This window comes from Pseudomonas sp. MCal1 (assembly GCF_026341415.1).
Taxonomy (GTDB): domain Bacteria; phylum Pseudomonadota; class Gammaproteobacteria; order Pseudomonadales; family Pseudomonadaceae; genus Aquipseudomonas.
On the sequence record NZ_JAKUMP010000010.1, the window covers coordinates 163,464 to 183,834 of the forward strand.

A 20,371-nucleotide genomic window follows, 5' to 3' on the forward strand; every position below is an offset into this window, starting at 1 on the left:
TTCATTACCGAACCTCAATAAGATTCGGGTAGCCATCAAGACTTGGACTTAAGGTCTTACCACTAACTGTCACATTAATAAATTGATCGCTATATTCCAGCGCAGTAACTTTACGAAAGCCAGAGGCGGAAAAATTCAGTCCAACATCAAGAAATAGAGACTGTCTATTTGAAAAATTATTTTTAACGAAAAACCGAACTCCAGAAACTCCATTAACCCAGTTCAAGTCCGTCATATTAAATGCAACGATTTTTTTATTGTTTGCCTGCTTATCAAGAACCATTGAGTCACGCCAAATGATATTTATGGAATTACCCAAAACGGTATACTGGCCAAAATCAATTTTTTCGACACTGTAATTTGGCAGTTTTACCAGGGCCGCGCACGATGCCGCATATTTTGAGGGCCACAACGGCGAGGGCAATTCAAAGCGCTTCCATTCGAAATCCAGATTTTCATATTGATTGGGACTTGATGACGCGCCATTTTTGTATACATGCAGATAAAATGTCTTACTTGTGTCTAACTGACTGCAATCGTGGGAGTAAAAAGCCAACTCTCCTTGCTGGGTGACTTTCACCATTATACCTACCGAAGTTTTAATCTCACGACCAGGATCCGCCAGTAGATTCGCGAAAGTCTCCTCGAACAACGTTCCACGCTCGTAATTCGCCCCGAACACCACCATCAAAAGCAGTACTAAAATATGACAAACCAATAACGCAGGCTTATAAAATGAGCGCTGCTTCGCCGATTGCCACAGATCCTGAACACAAAGAATTAGACAAGAGATCGTAATATACGCTAACGCTTGAACAAAACCAAAATACCACAGCACGTAGTTTAATTGAGTGTGGATATAAGAGTGGCCTTTAGCTAAGACCAGCCAAGATGCAGAAGCAGCAAAAAACACTAAAAACACAACACTGTTCTTTGCGCAAAACTTCCGACTGGAAATAGATACATAAAGAAGGCCCGCCAAAGATATCAGTATCAGCCACTTAAAAGCAGCACCAGGCAAGTAAAAGAAAAGCTGAGTTTCCCAGACATTAATATAGCGCTGCACTACATCAAATGGAGAGCTTTGAAGCGATGCTTTGAAAACATCATCAAAAGTAGATGGATCACCGTAGGTTCGTCGCTTCACATCTTGCTCGAAAATGTTCTGCAGACCAGCGACGATAGTATCTCCACGCATTCCAGCATGAAGCAATAGTGCAAAAATAAAACCAACCACGCAAAACGAAAACGTTAATAAAAAGAACTTCAGATTGCGACGACAATCAGATTCTTGCCTACTAAAAAACGGTGCAACGATAAATATGGAACAGGCAAATAGAGTAATCGCCGAAAGATATTCATATCCCGCCAAGCTCTTTATAAAAACTGCCAAACCTGTCAGTACGCAGTAGGCCAGTCTTTTGGCATTCCCAATAGACTTGTATGCTAAAGCTGAAAAAACTGCTGGTAAAAACCAAAGCACCGGAACCCAATAAAGATTTCTGGCAAATGCAACGACCCATGGAGAGCTAATCATTACGACAAAAAAAACCAATGCAAAGCGACTACTGTAGACTTTCGAATACAATAGTGAAAGAACACCAACAACTAAAGCAAACAATACAGAATTAATAAGTTGCAACTTATCGATGCTATCAAGACCAAGCAAAGCATATGCCGTTGAAAAGAAAAGTCCCTGAATACCATATTGCGATTTGTAGGGTGAAAAATATATATCTTTACCAGACGCATCTCCGGCAAATACAGGATAAGCGTCCAGCATATTTTTTGCGTAATCAAATTTCTGCCCAATCGAGATAAAACCTATATGGGCACCATCTTTGGCAAGTCCGGAGTTATCAGCCGTAATCCCCCCTAGGATTAACGCCTGAGACCCCTTGTCGAAATTATCAAAAAAATACTGGTCGGAGAATTTGAAATAATTAAACTGATAGCTGAACGTGGCCACGACCACCATAAAAAATAAAGCTAAAAGATTGAACTTATTCTTAGTCAAGATGTTCAGCATCGAGCTTCTCCAGCACATCATAGATATTATCGATTTTTCCACCAAGTATTGAAAAGCATCTCGGTAAGTCTTCATATTTCTCGAACAAGATTGGACGACCGTCATCACTTTCGTTTTTCATCAAGATCGTCTTTACTTCAAACAATGATTCAACGTACTGCGCCTTTGAAAGCGACGGAAGATACCTGGACACGTCTCGCACCATACGGTCTACTTGTGAAATCCGCGGATAATCGCTGAGTTTTTCATAAGGACTTATCCCGGGTTCATCACGCCATTGAAGGTGTGGCGTGTATCGAACGTGAGATAACGTATGAAGCCCTTTTGCGGGGAAAGGCATTAACGAAAAAAAAGGCCCATCCATCACGGTGATACCCAAATCTGCCAGAGGAGCAGGCATTTTCATGAGCGCCATTTCGGTAATTTCCTGCTTCAACTCCGTTTTTACACCTGGAAAATCACCCTTCAATTGGTTTATCCCGCTATAACTGCAATTGAAAATATATCGACTTGATAATACTTTACGCTCTCCGCCCGTATCGCAAATCGCGATGGAGAGTTCTCCGGATGTTGCCTTGGAGATGGATGCCACTTGGGTATCAAGCAACAGGTCAACCCCTGACTCTAACAGTTCAAGCCGTGCTTTATTGGCAATCAAAGTTGAGTTGAAAGCATACTCCTTGACCAAGTAAACATCTTCAATCAGCCGAGGTTCAAATAGCTTGCGCATTGCCGGATCGGCTGTTTGTATTTCCGCACCAATATCGGTACAGAAACGAACAAATTGCTTTGCGGTGACTTTTGAGTTTCGTCGAGAAATAGCGTACAGCTTTGTGAACTCTTGATTTACGGCTTCAGGCCAATCTCGCACAAATTTTGGCAAATTCAGGCGGCTGCGGTAAGCGGTAGTGAAGCTTCGCGGATAATGATAGCCATTGTGCACACGCGCTTGATTATTGTAAGAAGCTCTTTGGAGAAGAGACGATTCTCTTTCTACTAAAAGCACTCTTTTAAATCCGCGATTTTTTGCAAGATAGATAGCGATGGCACAGCCATAAAAGCCGCCACCAATAATTACTGCGTCGAAATCCGTTTCAGACATTGGCATTATCAACTTGCTCATCATCTGAATTTGCGTTTCGTTTGGAATAGGCGGACACTTCTTCTATGTTCAACTTTTCACGGCGCGTAACTTTCGAACTCGTCATTTCCTGAGCCACATGATATAGCGGTGCTTCGTTAGAAAGGCTCGCCATATGCAGGATATATTCGCCAAGCACAAGCAGCACTAAAGAAATCAGGAAAAACATGCCTGACTGTTGAAGCGAGACACTAATCCACCCTGGAGCAACATCAGTTTTAAACAAGCCTACTGCAATAACATAAACACAATAAAGTAAATTCGCCATCGCCCCAAACAAGGAGAGAGAAGTGACAAGTCGCATAGGTGCTCTGGTAGTGGATACCAACAATCGCATCCCTCTATCAATACTTTCTGCCAGTCGTTTTGGCTGAGATGCCTTAGGTGGCGCGCTATACGAAAGTCGAACCTGTGAAAACCCTCCCGTCGCCGGCAGATGGCGATATGTCATGGCTGACTGAGGATGTTGCAAAATAAAATTAATTACCTTCTTGCTCAACAGCCTAAACTGCGGCGCCTCTTTAGCAAGGTGAACTCCGTTGAAATGATTGTACATACCATGAAAAACGGCGAAAGCTGCTCGGTATGCGAGGCTATGAGTAGGTTTTTTCTCGTTATTTGCAAAGACGACATCAACTCCATCAATTGCCTTTTGCAGCATTGATGGCAAAAATTCTATACTATCGACAAGCGGATCAATTACTGCGACATAGTCACCCAAAGCACTTTCTAGCCCAACCCACGACGCAGTATCTGAATCGACTTCTTTTGTCAGTGCGTAAACTTGCAGATTGGCAATGCCATCTTCACTTGTCAGTCGCTTCATTACTGAAATGCTTTCATCTTCAGAAGCATTATCTACAATAATAATCTCGTAATCACGCACGACTTCAGAGACTACACTAGTAGCATCCGTGATAATCTTTTCAAGATCCAGCGCTTGATTCCTGACGACAAAAACAACAGAAACAAAACAAGGAAAAAAACTCATACCATCGCCCCTCTAAAGCCCACAAAAAAATCAACTTCCAAGTCACCCTTTTGTTATCGTTGCTGCAATTGTCGCCCCTCCGAGCAGCAAAGACTTTTCAAGATCAAATTTCAGCTCCCCCGATTCACAGCCCGGAGGCAACAGACAAAGAAAAAGAGAATTTTATCTCGCAAACGGCGACGACACTTCCAGGCATGCAGGGATAGCGTCAGAAACTCCAACCTTCCCATCATTTTCCATGAACTGAAAAATGGATGTTGGTTCATACCCACTAGCGCAGCTATTAACCTGACCTGTGAAAACCACCAACCATCCTGAATGGTTTTATATCTTGAAATAAGCGACTTTATCCCAGCATTCGCACCGACCTGATTCCTTTCATGCTGTCGATAGCGCAGTGTTGAGCGAGGATCGATAAACCATTCAAACCCCCTGCTTCGGGCAAACGCATAAACATACCAATCATGCAGGGAAACAGATTGAAGTTTTTCCCAACTCTGCAGCATTAATGCCTTTAACGGGTCGGCGACTTTCCGGCTCATCAAATAAGTACAGCCCGGACCCGCGGCCTCAAATAGATAATCCCACTCGACCTGAGGTTGCGCCTTGTCCAACAAGAGAGTTTTGCCGCTTGGCCAAAATGCGGTCACGTTACTGGAATACGCATCAACATTATGACTCTGAAGCATCCGGACAGAGTGATCGAGCTTGTTCGTATCCCAGATATCATCCTGATCAGAAAACGCTACGTAGTCATAGCCTTCAAAACTAACGTCGCGAATCAGACGGAAAAAGTTACGGGCAGCGCCTCCGAACTTCTCGGAGACAGGCAGGAGAACCACCTCGGTATGCTCGGCTGCACAAGCGGCGCACCACTGCTCGGTACCATCAGAGGAAGGGTCGACACTGATGTAAATTGTCAGGTCCACCGCCGTCTGGTGGCGGATTGACTCAATCTGTTCCTCTAACCAGTGCACGCCATTATAAGCCGCCAGTAAAACAGCGATTCGGGGTTTTACTGGCATATGGTTTTTTCGAGCACTCACGAAACATCCTTTGCATCAAATCGCTATTTTCAGCGATTAGTTGGTTCCAAGAGTTTCTGCAAGTACTGTCCGTATCCCGTCTTCTTCAGCGCATCAGCCTGCGCACCCAGCTGCTCAGCATTGATCCAGCCATTGTGGTACGCGATCTCCTCCAGGCAAGCCACCTTGAGCCCCTGACGCTGCTCGATGGTGTGTACGAAGTGGCTGGCTTCAAGCAGCGAATCGTGTGTACCTGTATCGAGCCAAGCGAACCCACGACCGAGCATTTCAACACTCAGTGTCTTTCTCTCAAGATACGCACGGTTGACGTCAGTGATTTCCAACTCACCGCGCTCCGATGGCTTGATGCTCTTCGCAATCTCGACGACATCGTTATCGTAGAAATAAAGACCGGTCACGGCGTAGTTGGATTTTGGCTTGAGCGGTTTTTCTTCAATACTCAGAGCACGACCCGTTTTGTCGAATTCGACAACACCGAAACGCTCTGGATCGGACACGTGATAACCGAAGACCGTAGCACCTTTCTGCTGAGTAGTTGCCGAACGCAAATTATCCGAGAAATGCTGACCATAGAAGATATTGTCGCCAAGAATCAGGCAGCAAGGGTCTTTGCCGATGAATTCTTCACCGATGATGAAGGCTTGAGCCAGACCATCCGGGCTAGGCTGCTCGGCATAGGTAAGCTTGATACCGTAGAGGCTGCCATCACCCAACAACTTGCGGAAACATGGCAGATCTTCCGGTGTGGAGATGATCAGAATTTCACTCATTCCCGCCAGCATCAGTACAGATAGCGGATAGAAGATCATCGGCTTGTCGTAGATCGGCAGCATCTGCTTCGACACGCCAAGGGTTAACGGATGCAGGCGTGTGCCCGAGCCGCCAGCGAGGATGATGCCTTTACGATTTGTCGTAATCATTTGTTCAGAACTTCCCTAAGCATTCGGGTTACACCACTTTGCCAATCCGGCAAGTGTAGAGAAAAATTGTCACGCAGCTTCTGAGTATTCAGTCGCGAATTCAGCGGCCGACGCGCGGGCGTGGGATAAGCGGAGGAATCAATCGGATTGACCACCTTGACGGCGAGTTCCTCGCCATTACCCCTCGCAAATGCAATCACATGGCTGGCGTAGCCGTACCAGGACACTTCGCCACTCGCTGCGAGGTGATACACACCTGACAGCTCTGGCCGCTCCGCAGCCTGGCGGATGGCCAGCGCGGTGACATCGGCAATCAGATCAGCTCCTGTAGGGGCGCCGACCTGATCATCAATCACGTTCAACGTTTCACGGTCTTTAGCCAGGCGCAACATGGTCTTTGCAAAGTTATTGCCGCGAGCGGCATACACCCAGCTCGTGCGAAAAATCAGATGCTTGCAGCCCGACGCAATGATCGACTGCTCCCCAGCCAGCTTACTTGCGCCGTATTGATTCACCGGGGCGACAGGATCTGACTCCTGCCACGGCTTGGAGCCTTGGCCATTGAAGACATAATCAGTCGAGTAATGAATCAACCAGCCCCCCAGAGCCTTGGCTTCCTCCGCCATGAGCTGGCTGGCTTGAGCATTCACGCGATCGGCCAGCACCGCCTCCACTTCAGCCTTGTCGACAGCAGTATAAGCTGCAGCGTTGACAATGATGTCTGGCTTGAGCTTTCGAATTGTGACGCGAAGCGCCTCCAGATTGGACAAGTCGCCGCATAATCCATCATCGGCATGGCGATCAAGCGCTATCAGCTCGCCCAGTGGCGATAGCGAACGCTGCAGCTCCCAACCTACCTGGCCATTTTTGCCCAACAGGAGAATTTTCATGCCTTGTCAGAGCGATCTGCGTAGTTCTGATCGATCCATTGCTGATAGGCACCGCTCTTCACGTGCGACACCCACTCAGAGTTATTCAGATACCACTCAACTGTTTTGCGGATACCTGTTTCGAAGGTCTCTTCTGGCGTCCAGCCCAGCTCGCGCTGGATTTTGCTGGCGTCGATGGCATAACGCTGATCATGACCCGGGCGATCCTGAACGTAGGTGATCAGGCTCGCGTGCGGGCGGTGTGCGGAATTCGGGCGCAATTCATCGAGTAGTGCACACAGTGTATTAACTACTTCAATGTTTTGTTTCTCGTTATGGCCGCCGATGTTGTAGGTCTCACCGATGACGCCTTCTGTAACAACCTTGTACAGCGCGCGAGCGTGATCTTCGACATACAACCAATCGCGAACCTGATTACCTTTGCCATAGACAGGCAGCGGCTTGCCTTCCAGGGCATTGAGAATGATCAACGGGATCAATTTCTCGGGGAAGTGGCAAGGACCATAGTTATTCGAGCAATTGGTGACCAGCGTCGGCAAACCATATGTACGAGCCCAGGCGCGGACCAGGTGATCGGAACTGGCTTTACTGGCCGAGTACGGCGAGCTTGGCTGATACGGGGTGGTTTCCGTGAAGAGATCTTCCGGGCCTTCCAGATCGCCGTAAACTTCATCCGTCGAAATATGGTGGAAGCGGAAAGCGGCCTTGCGGGCATCATCCAGCGCCGCCCAGTAATGGCGCGCGGCTTCCAGCAAGGTGTAAGTACCGATGATGTTGGTCTGGATGAACTCGGAAGGACCGGAAATAGAGCGATCTACATGGGACTCTGCCGCCAAGTGCATGATTGCATCCGGTTGATGCTCCTTCAGAACGCGGTCGATCTGCTCACGATCGCAGATATCGACGCGCTCAAATGTGTAACGCGAGTTTCCGCTGACTTCGGCCAGCGACTCAAGGTTACCGGCATACGTCAGCTTGTCGACGTTTACCACTGCGTCGGTAGTATTGGAGATGATATGACGGATAACAGCTGAGCCGATAAACCCGGCGCCGCCGGTTACTAGAATTTTCACGCGAAACCATACCCTTGAGTTGCTGACAGGGCTGCCAACCGAGCGCTGTCTAATCCATGAATGCAAAAGCCATCAGCTAGCTGTGACTTCTGACAGAGTCAGTCTGTACCGATGTGGGAATACGTCACTATCGGACAAGCACAGCATTTTACAGCTTAATGAACGTTTTACTAATGGATATAGACAAGCTGTGGCTAAAGTTTAGTTCGCCTTTCCTTCCATGTTGCAATCAGACCAGACGCTTGCGTAAGGCCCTGGACGAACGTCCCAGAAACCAGCCAAAAACCGGCCCGATCAGCATACCCACCAGAAATGCACCAACCGCAATCACTGATATAGGAAGTTGTGGTCCTGCCCAACCAAGAAATAACAGGGAGACCGATTGCTGATTTTCGAGAACGAACGCAAGGATCGCCAATACAACCAATAGAATTAAAACTGAAAACAAAATGCGCTTGAGATTACTCATGAGCGGCTCCTCGCATAACGGTGACCGTCAAACCCCCTCCTCCTCTTCTTCATTCACGCGATCTCTCAGCTCTTTGCCTGGCTTGAAATGCGGAACGAATTTTCCATCAAGGCTGACGGACTGGCCGGTTTTCGGGTTACGCCCCACACGCGGCGCACGATAGTGCAAGGAAAAGCTGCCAAAACCACGGATCTCGATGCGATCGCCGGTGGCCAGGCATTGGGACATTTGTTCAAGCATAGTCTTGATGGCCAGCTCCACATCCTTGGATGAGAGCAGCCCCTGATGGGTGACAATTCGTTCGATCAACTCCGACTTCGTCATATTTTTCCCTTCTTTTTCAAGCAGCTAGATCAGCGCTTGAAAGGTTTTAGCACGCCCTGAAGATTTTGAACAGCCCAGGGCTTGACATATCTTTCCGCTCGCCGAAACGCCCATTTTCAGGGCATCGGATCGCAAGCAGGCCAACGCTCACTCACCGACAAATCACCAGCATTGTTCGAGTTACGTAACCGGCAGGATTAAAGCCAAAGGGAAACTCATCCTCATCCCGGGCATAATCAGATCGCGTAATCACCTTATAACCCGCACCCTTGCACTCCTTGGCTGCGCGCTTCTGACACCTCTCCCAGCCCGACCCCAAACCCGAGCAATCGACTTCGATGCCGCTAACTCCGCGCACCGCATGGGTCTTGGCGCTGGTAGTACACCCTGCCAACACCAACACACCCAACAGAACTATAAACTTGTTCATTCACATCCTTATGCCAGGCACCTGCCCGACTACTGCGATCTTCAGACTAAGCCTAGACGCGAATAGACGATTGATCCGATTAAAGAAACAGACCGCCGCACAAAGGGAATGGTTTCACCGGGACAACGCACAGCATGACGCCAAATAAATCACAGGCACAAAAAAGGGCGACCGAAGTCGCCCTTTTTTTAATGATCAGACAGAACTCAGTTCTGTTTGGCCATTGCTTGACGCAGCAGTGCCGCCATGGTGGTGTCAGCTGCTTCACCTTCCGGAGCTGCTTTCAGGCTCTGGATGGCTTCTTTCTCTTCAGCATCGTCTTTCGATTTGATCGACAGCTGGATTACGCGGCTCTTACGATCAACGCTGATGATCTTGGCTTCTACTTGCTGGCCTTCTTTCAGAACGTTGCGCGCGTCTTCAACGCGGTCACGGCTGATTTCGGAGGCTTTCAGAGTCGCTTCGATATCGTCGGCCAGAACGATGATGGCGCCTTTGGCGTCAACTTCTTTCACGGTGCCAGTAACGATTGCGCCTTTGTCGTTAACCGAGACGTACTCGGAGAACGGATCGCTTTCCAGTTGCTTGATACCCAGGGAGATACGCTCACGCTCCGGGTCAACCGACAGGATAACGGTGTCCAGCTCGTCGCCCTTCTTGTAACGACGCACGGCTTCTTCGCCGGTTTCGTTCCAGGAGATGTCGGACAGGTGAACCAGACCGTCGATGCCGCCGTCCAGACCAATGAAGATACCGAAATCGGTGATCGACTTGATGGTGCCGGAGATCTTGTCGCCCTTGTTGAACTGGCCAGAGAAGTCTTCCCATGGGTTCGACTTGCACTGCTTGATGCCCAGGGAGATACGACGACGCTCTTCGTCGATATCCAGAACCATGACTTCCACTTCGTCGCCGACTTGTACGACTTTCGAAGGGTGGATGTTCTTGTTGGTCCAGTCCATTTCCGAAACGTGTACCAGACCTTCAACGCCTTCTTCCAGCTCAGCGAAGCAGCCGTAGTCGGTCAGGTTGGTTACGCGAGCGGTAACGCGAGTGCCTTCTGGGTAACGGGCTTTGATAGCAACCCATGGATCTTCGCCCAGTTGCTTCAGGCCCAGGGAAACACGGTTGCGTTCGCGATCGTATTTCAGAACCTTGACGTCAATCTCGTCACCAACGTTGACGATCTCGGAAGGATGCTTGATGCGCTTCCAGGCCATGTCGGTGATGTGCAGCAGGCCGTCCACGCCACCCAGATCGACGAATGCGCCGTAATCGGTGAGGTTTTTGACGATACCTTTGACTTGCTGGCCTTCCTGCAGGGATTCCAGCAGAGCTTCACGCTCGGCGGAGTTCTCGGCTTCCAGGACGCTGCGACGGGAAACGACAACGTTGTTGCGCTTCTGATCCAGCTTGATGACCTTGAATTCCAGCTCTTTGCCTTCCAGGTGCGTGGTGTCGCGCACTGGACGGACGTCAACCAGGGAACCTGGCAGGAACGCACGGATGCCGTTAACGTCGACAGTGAAGCCGCCTTTAACCTTACCGTTGATAACGCCCTTGACCACTTCCTCAGCTGCGAAGGCTGCTTCCAGAACGATCCAGCATTCAGCGCGCTTGGCTTTTTCACGGGACAGCTTGGTTTCACCGAAACCGTCTTCAACCGAGTCCAGAGCAACGTGAGTTTCGTCACCGACGTTGATGGTCAGTTCGCCAGCTTCGTTGTAGAACTGCTCAAGCGGGATGAGCGCTTCAGACTTCAGGCCCGCATGAACGGTAACCCAGCCATTTCTGTCGTCAATATCAACGATAACGCCGGTGATGATGGAGCCTGTCTGAAGGTTCAGAGTCTTCAGGCTTTCTTCAAAGAGTTCCGCAAAGCTTTCGCTCATTTTAATTCCTGTTGATTAGGGCGAAAAATACGCCCATCTCCACATCCCAGACGATGCGGGTCAGTTTCATGTAAAGGAAGCCACCGCAGGACTATGACTGGTCCCCTGCGGCCTTCCTGGTCACCCGGCGATATCGCGAATGGCAATCTCGCTCATGATGCGTTCAAGCACCTGATCGATGGACAACTCCGTGGAATCCAGCAGTATCGCGTCGGCCGCCGGCTTGAGCGGGGCCACCGCTCGCTGGGTATCACGCTCATCGCGCGCACGGATCTCATCTAGCAGACTCGACAGACTAACACCCTCGACTTTGCCCTTCAACTGCAAATATCGACGGCGCGCCCGCTCCTCGGCACTGGCGGTCAGGAAAATCTTCAAGGGTGCGTTCGGAAAAACCACCGTTCCCATGTCGCGACCATCGGCCACCAGACCAGGCACTTCCTGGAAAGCGCGCTGGCGCTGCAGCAGCGCCTCGCGAACGGCCGGCAATGCAGCCACCTGGGAAGCGCCGGAGCCGACGCTCTCGGTGCGAATGACATCGCTGACTTCGTCACCTTCCAGAATGATGCGCTGCAACTGACCGTCGGTCGCGGCGATGAACTGCACATCCAGATGAGCGGCCAGTTTCTTCAGCAGCTCTTCATTGGTCAGGTCGACACCATGATTGTGCGCAGCAAACGCCAGCAGGCGATACAGCGCGCCGGAATCCAGCAGATTCCAGCCCAGACGCTTGGCCAGAATCCCGGCTACGGTGCCTTTGCCCGAGCCGCTTGGCCCATCGATGGTGATGACCGGTGCAATGTTGTTCACGACTGAGCCTCTTGCGCCACACGAATGCCGACCTGCGCGCACAGCGCCAGGAAGTTCGGGAACGACGTCGCGACGTTGGCGCAATCATGGATGCGGATCGGTGCAGTGGCGCGCAGCGAGGCCACGCTGAAAGCCATCGCGATGCGGTGATCGCCATGACCATGCACTTCGCCGCCGCCGATCTGGCCGCCGTCGATGATGATGCCGTCCGGGGTCGGCTCGCACTTGACGCCCAGCGCCAGCAAACCGTCCGCCATGACCTGGATACGGTCCGACTCCTTGACCCGCAGCTCCTCGGCGCCGGTCAGCACGGTGCGCCCTTCGGCACAGGCCGCAGCCACGAACAGCACCGGGAATTCGTCGATGGCCAGAGGAACCAGCGCCTCCGGAATCTCGATACCCTTGAGTTTAGCTGCCCGCACGCGAAGATCCGCTACTGGTTCGCCGCCTACTTCACGCTGGTTTTCCAGGGTGATGTCGGCGCCCATCAGGCGCAGGATGTCGATTACGCCAGTACGGGTCGGGTTGATGCCGACGTGTTCGAGCACCAGCTCCGAACCTTCAGCGATCGACGCTGCCACCAGGAAGAACGCCGACGACGAGATATCACCCGGCACTTCGATGTGGGTCGCAGCCAGCTTGCCACCGGACTCGACGGACGCAGTCGCGCCGTCAACGCTCACCGGATAGCCAAAGCCGCGCAGCATGCGCTCGGTGTGGTCACGAGTCGGAGCCGGCTCGGTCACGGTGGTCTTGCCTTCGGCGTACAGACCCGCCAGCAACAGGCAGGATTTAACCTGGGCACTGGCCATCGGCATGGTGTAGGTCAGGCCTTTGAGCTTGTGACCGCCACGAATGGTCATCGGCGGACGACCGTCGGCAGCGGTTTCGATCACGGCACCCATTTCCCGCAGCGGGTTGGCGACGCGATTCATCGGGCGTTTGGACAGCGACGCGTCACCGGTCAGGGTGCTGTCGAAGTCCTGCGCGGCCAGCAGGCCGGACAGCAGGCGCATCGAAGTACCGGAGTTGCCCAGATAGATCGGGCCCGGCGCAGGTTTCAGGCCATGCAGGCCGACACCGTGGATGGTCACACGGCCGTGATGCGGGCCTTCGATGACCACGCCCATGTCGCGGAACGCCTGCAAGGTCGCCAGGGCGTCTTCACCCTCGAGGAAGCCTTCGACTTCGGTGACGCCTTCAGCCAGCGAACCGAGCATGATCGAACGGTGGGAAATCGATTTGTCACCCGGTACGCGAATCCGACCGGAGAGGCGGCCACCAGGTTGAGCCAGGAAGATCAGATCGTTGGAATTCATAGCGTCCACATAGGCCCTGCGGGCCAGGATTTTACTGAAATGCTCGCGGGCAACCCGGGCGCGCGTGAAGACGCCCAACAATTGGTGCCCATCCCCTGCATCGACCGCGTCGCGCAAGGCGTCGAGGTCGCTGCGAAATGTATCGAGTGTGCGCAGGACAGCCTCGCGGTTGGCGAGAAAGATGTCATGCCACATGACCGGGTCGCTTCCGGCAATTCTTGTGAAATCACGGAAACCGCCCGCAGCGTAACGGAAGATCTCAAGATTTTCATTGCGCTTGGCCAACGAATCGACCAGACCGAAGGCCAGCAAGTGCGGCAGATGGCTGGTCGCGGCCAGCACTTCATCGTGACGCTCGACCTGCATGTGCTCGACGTCGGCGCCCAGCTCGCGCCACAAGCGATCAACCACCGCCACGGCAGACGGATCGGTCTGCTCCAGCGGGGTCAAAATCACTTTATGACGGCGGAACAGCTCCGAGTTGGAGGCTTCCACCCCGCTCTGCTCGGAACCGGCAATCGGATGCCCCGGTACGAAACGCGTCGGCATGCCGCCAAACGCTTCGGTCGCCGCGCGCACCACATTGCCCTTGGCGCTGCCGACGTCCGTCAGGATTGCCTGCCCAAGATCCATGCCGGCCAGACGAGCCAGCACTTTTTCCATGGCCAGGATCGGCACCGCCAACTGGATCACGTCCGCGCCCTGGCAAGCGGCCACCAGATCGTCTTCGCAGCGATCCACCACGCCCAACTCGACCGCCAGCTTGCGCGATTGCGGGTCGAGATCAACGCCGACCACTTCGCGGCACACACCGCTTTCACGCAAGCCTTTGGCAAACGAACCACCGATCAACCCCAGACCGACCACCACCAGGCGCCCGATCATAGGTGCAGCAGATTGCAGCGCAGTGACATCACCCACGAGCCAGAACCTTGCGCAGCGCTTCAAGGAAGCGGCTGTTTTCCGCCGGCAGACCAATGGTCACTCGCAGATGGTTCGGCATGCCGTAGTTGGCCACCGGACGCACGATCACGCCTTCGCGCAGCAGGCCCTGGAACACCGGAGCCGCCACCTGGCCGAGATCGACGCAGATAAAGTTGCCCTTGGACGGAATCCAGCTCAGACCCAGCTCGCGAAAACCCGCTTCCAGCTGTTGCATGCCGGACTCATTGAGCTGACGGCTCTGCGCCAGATATTCCTCGTCCTTCAGCGCCGCACAGGCCGCGGCCAAGGCCAGGCTGTTGACGTTGAACGGCTGGCGTACACGGTTCAGCACGTCTGCCACTACCGGAGTGGACAGACCATAGCCAACGCGCAGCGCCGCCAGACCGTAGGCCTTGGAGAAGGTGCGCGAGACCAGCAGGTTCGGGTAAGCCGCGAGGAAGTCCAGGCCATCCGGCAGATCGCTGCCTTCGGCATATTCGATGTAGGCTTCGTCCAGTACCACCAGCACATGCTCAGGCACGTCCTGCAGGAACTCATCCAGCGCTTCAGCGCCGAACCAGGTACCGGTCGGGTTGTTCGGGTTGGCGATGAACACGACGCGAGTATTGGCGTCGATGGCCGCCAGCATGGCCGGCAGGTCATGGCCCCAATCCTTGGCCGGAACGACCTTGGCCTGAGCGCCGACCGCCTGGGTCGCGATCGGGTAGACCGCGAACGCGTGCTCACTGAACACCGCATTCAGGCCCGGCGCCAGATAGGCACGCGCCACCAGTTCGAGAATGTCGTTGGAGCCATTGCCCAGCGTCACCTGGTTCAGCTCGACGCGACACTGTTCGGCCAGCAGGGATTTGAGTGCGAAGCCGTTGCCGTCCGGGTAGCGGGTCAACTCGTCCAGCGCTTCGCGGATCGCGGCCAGCGCTTTCGGACTTGCGCCCAACGGGTTTTCGTTGCTTGCCAGTTTGACGATGCTTGCCGGATCCAGGTCCAGCTCGCGCGCCAGCTCGTCCACGGGCTTGCCCGGCACGTATGGCGAAAGTTGTTGCACGCCCGGCTGTGCCAGAGCGAGGAAGTTGCCACTCATTGCTACCACCCCTTAAAGAACTGCTTTCGGGTAGGAACCCAGCACCTTGAGTGCTACTGCTTCCTGACTGATCTTTTCCAGTACACCTTTGATCAGCGGATCACGGTGGTGACCGACGAAGTCGATGAAGAACACGTAGGTCCACTTACCGCTGCGCGATGGACGGGTTTCGATCCGGGTCAGGTCGATCCCGTTGTCATGGAACGGCACCAGCAGCTCATGGAGCGCGCCGGGTTTGTTGCTCATCGACACGATGATCGAAGTTTTGTCGTCGCCGGTCGGCGGCACTTCCTGGTTACCGATCATCAGGAAGCGCGTGGAGTTGTCCGGACGATCCTCGATCTTCTCGGCCAGACGCGTCAGGCCGTACAGCCCGGCCGCCATGTCACCGGCGATCGCCGCCGAGTTCCACTCACCCTTGACCCGCTTGGCCGCTTCGGCGTTGCTGGACACCGCCACACGCTCGACATTCGGGTAATGGGCATCCAGCCATTTGCGGCACTGGGCCAGCGACTGGGCGTGGGAATAGATGCGGCTGATGCTGTCGGTCTTGGTGTTTTCACCGACCAGCAGGTGGTGGTGAATCCGCAGCTCGACTTCACCGCAGATCACCATGTCGTGCTCGAGGAAGCTGTCGAGGGTGTGGTTGACCGCGCCTTCGGTGGAGTTCTCCACCGGCACCACGCCGAAATTCACCGCACCAGCCGCCACTTCACGGAACACTTCGTCGATCGCCGCCATCGGCTTGCTGATCACCGCGTGCCCGAAGTGCTTCATCGCCGCCGCCTGGGTGAAGGTGCCTTCCGGACCGAGATAAGCGACTTTCAGCGGGTTCTCGAGGGCCAGGCACGAAGACATGATTTCGCGGAACAAGCGCGCCATCTCTTCATTGCCCAGCGGCCCCTTGTTGCGCTCCATCACGCGCTTGAGGACCTGCGCCTCACGCTCGGGACGATAGAACACCGGCTGCTCGCCCTCGGCCAGACTGGCCATCTTGACCCGGGCAACCTCTTCGGCACAGCGCGCGCGATCGCTGATCAACTGGAGGATTTTCTCATCCAGGTTGTCGATGCGAACGCGCAGCGCCTTGAGCTCCTGCTCGGACATCAGGAATGCTCCTTCTCGAATTCAGCCATGTAGCCAACCAGGGCTTCGACGGCGTCCAGCCCCAGGGCGTTGTAGATCGAGGCACGCATGCCGCCGACCGAACGATGGCCCTTGAGGTTGAGCAGGCCACGGGCGTCGGCGCCAGCCAGGAACGCTTTGTCCAGACGTTCGTCAGCCAGACGGAACGGCACGTTCATCCACGAGCGGGCGTTGGTGCTGATCGGGTTGGTATAGAAGTCGCTGTTGTCGATGAAGCCGTACAGGCGATCTTTCTTCGCCTTGTTGCGCTGCTCCATCGCGGCGACGCCGCCCTGCTCCTTCAGCCACTCGAAGACCAGACCCGAGAGGTACCAGGAATAGGTGGCCGGCGTGTTGTACATCGAACCGTTGTCGGCCGAAACCTTGTAGTCGAGCATGGTCGGGCACGAACTGCGGGCACGACCCAGCAGATCCTCACGAACGATCACAACGACGAGACCACTCGGGCCGATGTTCTTCTGTGCGCCGGCATAAATCAGGCCGTACTGCGACACATCGATGGGACGCGAGAGGATGTCAGAGGACATGTCGACCACCAGCGGAACGTCACCGGCCTCGGGAACCCAGTCGAACTGCAGGCCGCCGATGGTTTCGTTCGACGCGTAATGCAGATAGGCCGCACCCGGGGTCAGCTCCCACTCGTTCTGACCAGGGATGGCCAGGTAGTCATAAGGCTTGGCGCTGGCAGCGACGTTGACGTTGCCGAAGCGACGCGCTTCCTCGATGGCTTTCTTCGACCAGATGCCGGTTTCGACATAGTCGGCAGTGCCGTTCTCGGGCAGCAGGTTCAGCGGAATCTCGGCGAACTGCTGGCTCGCACCGCCCTGCAGGAACAGCACTTTGTAATTGGAGGGGATGGACAGCAGGTCGCGCAGGTCTTGTTCGGCCTTTTCGGCGATGGCCACGTAGTCATCACTGCGATGGCTCATTTCCATGACCGACAGACCCTTGCCATGCCAGTCGAGCATCTCGGACTGGGCACGCAACAGGACAGCTTCAGGCAGCGCAGCGGGACCTGCGCAGAAGTTAAAGGCTCGTTTGCTCACATCCACTCTCGCTATGCAATCACGGTAGCGGACAGAGCAAACACTCTGCCCTGCTACGATTTGGTTAGTCTTGCGACTCTTCTTCGTCTGCGGCGTCCGCCTGCAGGTTATCGACCGCATCGTCCGGTTCGGCGCCGGTCACGCCTTGTTCCAGCTCGACACCTTCTTCACCTTCCAGCTCGTCACCTTCGACTTCCGACGGTTCCTGGACTCGCTCCAGACCGACCAGGGTTTCATCCTTGGCCAGTTTGATCAGGGTCACACCCTGGGTGTTACGACCCAGGCTGGAAACTTCGTCGACACGGGTACGCACCAGTGTGCCCTGGTCGGAAATCAGCATGATCTCCTCGCCGTCGAGCACCTGAACTGCACCGACCAGACGGCCGTTACGCTCGTTGCTGACCATGGCGATCACGCCCTGACCGCCACGCTTGTACTCAGGGAACTCGGTGATCGCGGTGCGCTTGCCATAACCACGCTCGGAAGCGGTGAGGATCTGGCTGCCTTCTTCCGGGATCAGCATCGAAATCAGCTTCTGCCCTTCTGGCAGACGCATGCCGCGCACACCACGAGCGGTACGGCCCATGGCACGAACGTCGGATTCCTTGAAGCGAGTCACCTTGCCGCCGTCGGAGAACAGCATCACTTCACGCGCGCCATCGGTGATGGCTGCGGAAATCAGCACGTCGCCTTCGTCCAGCTCCAGCGCGATCAGACCGACGCTGCGCTGACGGCTGAAGGATTCCAGTGGAGTCTTCTTCACGGTGCCGTTGGCGGTGGCCATGAAAATGTAGTGACCTTCGGTGTATTCCTCGACCGGCAGCATGGTGGTGATGTATTCACCGTCATCCAGCGGCAGCAGGTTGACCAGCGGACGACCACGGGCAGCACGGGATGCTTCCGGGATTTCGTAGGTTTTCAGCCAGTACACCTTGCCCTTGCTGGAGAACAGCAGCAGCGTGGTATGGCTGTTGGCAACCAGCAGGTGAGCGATGTAGTCCTCATCCTTGACGCCGGTAGCCGATTTGCCTTTACCGCCACGTCGCTGGGCCTGATACGCAGCCAGCGGCTGGGTCTTGGCATAACCGCCGTGGGAGATGGTCACGACGCGCTCTTCTTCCGGGATCATGTCGCCCAGGGTCAGGTCGAGACGGGCATCGAGGATTTCGGTGCGGCGCACGTCGCCGTATTCGGCGCGGATCACTTCCAGCTCTTCGCGAATCACTTCCATCAGGCGCGTGGCGCTGTTGAGGATGCGGATCAGCTCGCCGATCTGGTTGAGGATCTCTTGATACTCGGCCAGCAGCTTTTCGTGCTCCAGACCGGTCAGACGGTGCAGACGCAGCTCCAGAATGGCTTGCGCCTGTTCCGGCGACAGGAAGTACTTGCCGTCGCGCAGGCCGTATTGCGGGTCGAGGTTTTCCGGACGGCACGAATCGGCACCGGCGCGCTCGACCATGGTCATCACCGCACTGGATTCCCACGGCGTGCTGACCAGCGCTTCCTTGGCTTCCGACGGGGTCGGCGAGGCCTTGATCAGGGCAATGACCGGGTCGATGTTCGACAGGGCGACGGCCTGACCTTCGAGAATGTGACCACGCTCGCGCGCCTTGCGCAGTTCGAACACCGTGCGGCGGGTAACCACTTCACGACGGTGACGGACGAAGGCTTCCAGCAGGTCCTTGAGGTTCAGGATCCGTGGGCGGCCGTCGATCAGCGCAACGATGTTGATGCCGAATACCGATTGCAGCTGGGTCTGGGCGTAGAGGTTGTTGAGGATCACCTCAGGCACTTCGCCGCGGCGCAGCTCGATCACGACGCGCATACCGTCCTTGTCGGACTCGTCGCGCAGCTCGGTGATGCCTTCGAGTTTCTTCTCTTTTACCAGCTCGGCGATCTTCTCGATCAGACGCGCCTTGTTCAGCTGATAAGGGAGTTCAGTGATGACGATCTGCTGACGGCCACCGACCTTGTCGATGTCTTCAATGATCGAACGGGCGCGCATGTAAATGCGGCCGCGACCCGTGCGGTAGGCTTCAATGATGCCGGCGCGACCGTTGATGATCGCGGCCGTCGGGAAGTCCGGACCGGGGATGTATTGCATCAGCTCATCGACGGTCAGCTCAGGGTTGTCGATGAGGGCCAGGCAACCGTCGATGACTTCACCGAGGTTGTGCGGCGGAATGTTGGTTGCCATGCCCACGGCGATACCGCTGGAACCGTTGACCAGCAGGTTCGGCACGCGGGTCGGCATGACTGCGGGGATCAGTTCGGTGCCGTCGTAGTTCGGCACCCAGTCCACGGTTTCCTTGTGCAGGTCGGCCAGCAGCTCGTGCGCCAGCTTGGTCATGCGCACTTCGGTGTATCGCATGGCCGCGGCGTTGTCGCCGTCCACCGAACCGAAGTTGCCCTGGCCGTCGACCAGCAGGTAACGCAAGGAGAAAGGCTGCGCCATGCGGACGATAGTGTCGTACACCGCGGTATCACCGTGCGGGTGATACTTACCGATCACGTCGCCGACGACACGGGCAGATTTCTTGTACGGCTTGTTGAAGTCGTTGCCCAGCTCGCTCATCGCGAACAGCACGCGACGGTGCACGGGCTTCAAGCCATCGCGCGCATCCGGCAGTGCACGGCCGACGATCACGCTCATCGCGTAGTCGAGATAGGACTGTTTCAGCTCGTCTTCGATATTGACCGGGAGGATTTCTTTGGCCAGTTCGCCCATGAGAAGCCTGATTCCTTTTTCTGGTGAAACTTCGCCATATCCATAGGGGACGCACGAAGCTCGTCGATGCAGGCCGAGTGCCATGCGCCGA

Annotated in this window: 17 protein-coding genes; all 17 read right to left on the minus strand. The window is 54.7% G+C overall.

From position 1 onward, the window contains the following. Window positions 1-4 precede the first annotated feature (4 nt). Window positions 5-2,029: a hypothetical protein gene (locus MKZ87_RS18010; protein WP_085704358.1), complete on the minus strand. Its 2,025-nt coding sequence runs from the start codon at window positions 2,027-2,029 to the stop codon at window positions 5-7. Then, window positions 2,010-3,131, minus strand: coding sequence for an FAD-dependent oxidoreductase (locus MKZ87_RS18015; RefSeq protein ID WP_139834873.1), 1,122 nt, complete (start codon window positions 3,129-3,131; stop codon window positions 2,010-2,012). The genes MKZ87_RS18010 and MKZ87_RS18015 overlap by 20 nt, the downstream gene beginning before the upstream one ends. After that, window positions 3,124-4,161, minus strand: a complete 1,038-nt coding sequence (locus MKZ87_RS18020; RefSeq protein WP_085704354.1) for a glycosyltransferase — start codon at window positions 4,159-4,161, stop codon at window positions 3,124-3,126. Before MKZ87_RS18020 ends, MKZ87_RS18015 begins: the two co-directional genes overlap by 8 nt. A gap of 110 nt (window positions 4,162-4,271) precedes the next feature. Continuing rightward, window positions 4,272-5,186 carry a glycosyltransferase gene (locus tag MKZ87_RS18025; protein WP_085704352.1) on the minus strand — a complete coding sequence of 305 codons (915 nt, stop codon included), beginning with the start codon at window positions 5,184-5,186 and terminating at the stop codon, window positions 4,272-4,274. A gap of 50 nt (window positions 5,187-5,236) precedes the next feature. Then, complete coding sequence (gene rfbA / locus MKZ87_RS18030; RefSeq protein ID WP_085704350.1) at window positions 5,237-6,127, minus strand: glucose-1-phosphate thymidylyltransferase RfbA; 891 nt, start codon at window positions 6,125-6,127, stop codon at window positions 5,237-5,239. Beyond that, window positions 6,124-7,017, minus strand: a complete 894-nt coding sequence (rfbD, locus tag MKZ87_RS18035; protein ID WP_085704348.1) for a dTDP-4-dehydrorhamnose reductase — start codon at window positions 7,015-7,017, stop codon at window positions 6,124-6,126. Before rfbD ends, rfbA begins: the two co-directional genes overlap by 4 nt. Next, window positions 7,014-8,090, minus strand: coding sequence for a dTDP-glucose 4,6-dehydratase (rfbB, locus tag MKZ87_RS18040; protein WP_085704346.1), 1,077 nt, complete (start codon window positions 8,088-8,090; stop codon window positions 7,014-7,016). Before rfbB ends, rfbD begins: the two co-directional genes overlap by 4 nt. Window positions 8,091-8,319: 229 nt before the next feature. Next, window positions 8,320-8,559 carry a LapA family protein gene (locus MKZ87_RS18045; RefSeq protein WP_085704344.1) on the minus strand — a complete coding sequence of 80 codons (240 nt, stop codon included), beginning with the start codon at window positions 8,557-8,559 and terminating at the stop codon, window positions 8,320-8,322. Between the two features lie 27 nt (window positions 8,560-8,586). Continuing rightward, window positions 8,587-8,883 (minus strand): integration host factor subunit beta, encoded by a 297-nt coding sequence (gene ihfB / locus MKZ87_RS18050; protein WP_003189779.1) that lies wholly within the window; start codon window positions 8,881-8,883, stop codon window positions 8,587-8,589. Window positions 8,884-9,034: 151 nt separating this feature from the next. Then, the gene (locus MKZ87_RS18055; protein ID WP_085704342.1) at window positions 9,035-9,313 is read right to left on the minus strand and encodes a hypothetical protein; all 279 of its coding nucleotides are present in this window, start codon (window positions 9,311-9,313) and stop codon (window positions 9,035-9,037) included. A 206-nt stretch (window positions 9,314-9,519) separates the two neighbouring features. Continuing rightward, window positions 9,520-11,205 (minus strand): 30S ribosomal protein S1, encoded by a 1,686-nt coding sequence (gene rpsA / locus MKZ87_RS18060; RefSeq protein ID WP_085699937.1) that lies wholly within the window; start codon window positions 11,203-11,205, stop codon window positions 9,520-9,522. 120 nt (window positions 11,206-11,325) lie between these two features. Next, window positions 11,326-12,015 (minus strand): (d)CMP kinase, encoded by a 690-nt coding sequence (gene cmk, locus MKZ87_RS18065; RefSeq protein ID WP_266201485.1) that lies wholly within the window; start codon window positions 12,013-12,015, stop codon window positions 11,326-11,328. Continuing rightward, a complete protein-coding gene (locus tag MKZ87_RS18070; RefSeq protein WP_234206545.1) occupies window positions 12,012-14,219 on the minus strand; it encodes a bifunctional prephenate dehydrogenase/3-phosphoshikimate 1-carboxyvinyltransferase in 2,208 nt (735 codons plus the stop codon). The genes cmk and MKZ87_RS18070 overlap by 4 nt, the downstream gene beginning before the upstream one ends. Before the next feature lie 28 nt (window positions 14,220-14,247). Then, window positions 14,248-15,360 carry a histidinol-phosphate transaminase gene (hisC, locus tag MKZ87_RS18075; protein ID WP_007950914.1) on the minus strand — a complete coding sequence of 371 codons (1,113 nt, stop codon included), beginning with the start codon at window positions 15,358-15,360 and terminating at the stop codon, window positions 14,248-14,250. Window positions 15,361-15,372: 12 nt separating this feature from the next. Continuing rightward, window positions 15,373-16,467: a prephenate dehydratase gene (pheA, locus tag MKZ87_RS18080; RefSeq protein WP_007950913.1), complete on the minus strand. Its 1,095-nt coding sequence runs from the start codon at window positions 16,465-16,467 to the stop codon at window positions 15,373-15,375. Further along, window positions 16,467-17,552, minus strand: a complete 1,086-nt coding sequence (gene serC / locus MKZ87_RS18085) for a 3-phosphoserine/phosphohydroxythreonine transaminase (protein WP_085699929.1) — start codon at window positions 17,550-17,552, stop codon at window positions 16,467-16,469. The genes pheA and serC overlap by 1 nt, the downstream gene beginning before the upstream one ends. Window positions 17,553-17,616: 64 nt before the next feature. Continuing rightward, entirely contained in the window at window positions 17,617-20,280 is a 2,664-nt protein-coding gene (gene gyrA, locus MKZ87_RS18090) for a DNA gyrase subunit A (RefSeq protein ID WP_085699927.1), read from the minus strand. Window positions 20,281-20,371 lie beyond the last annotated feature (91 nt).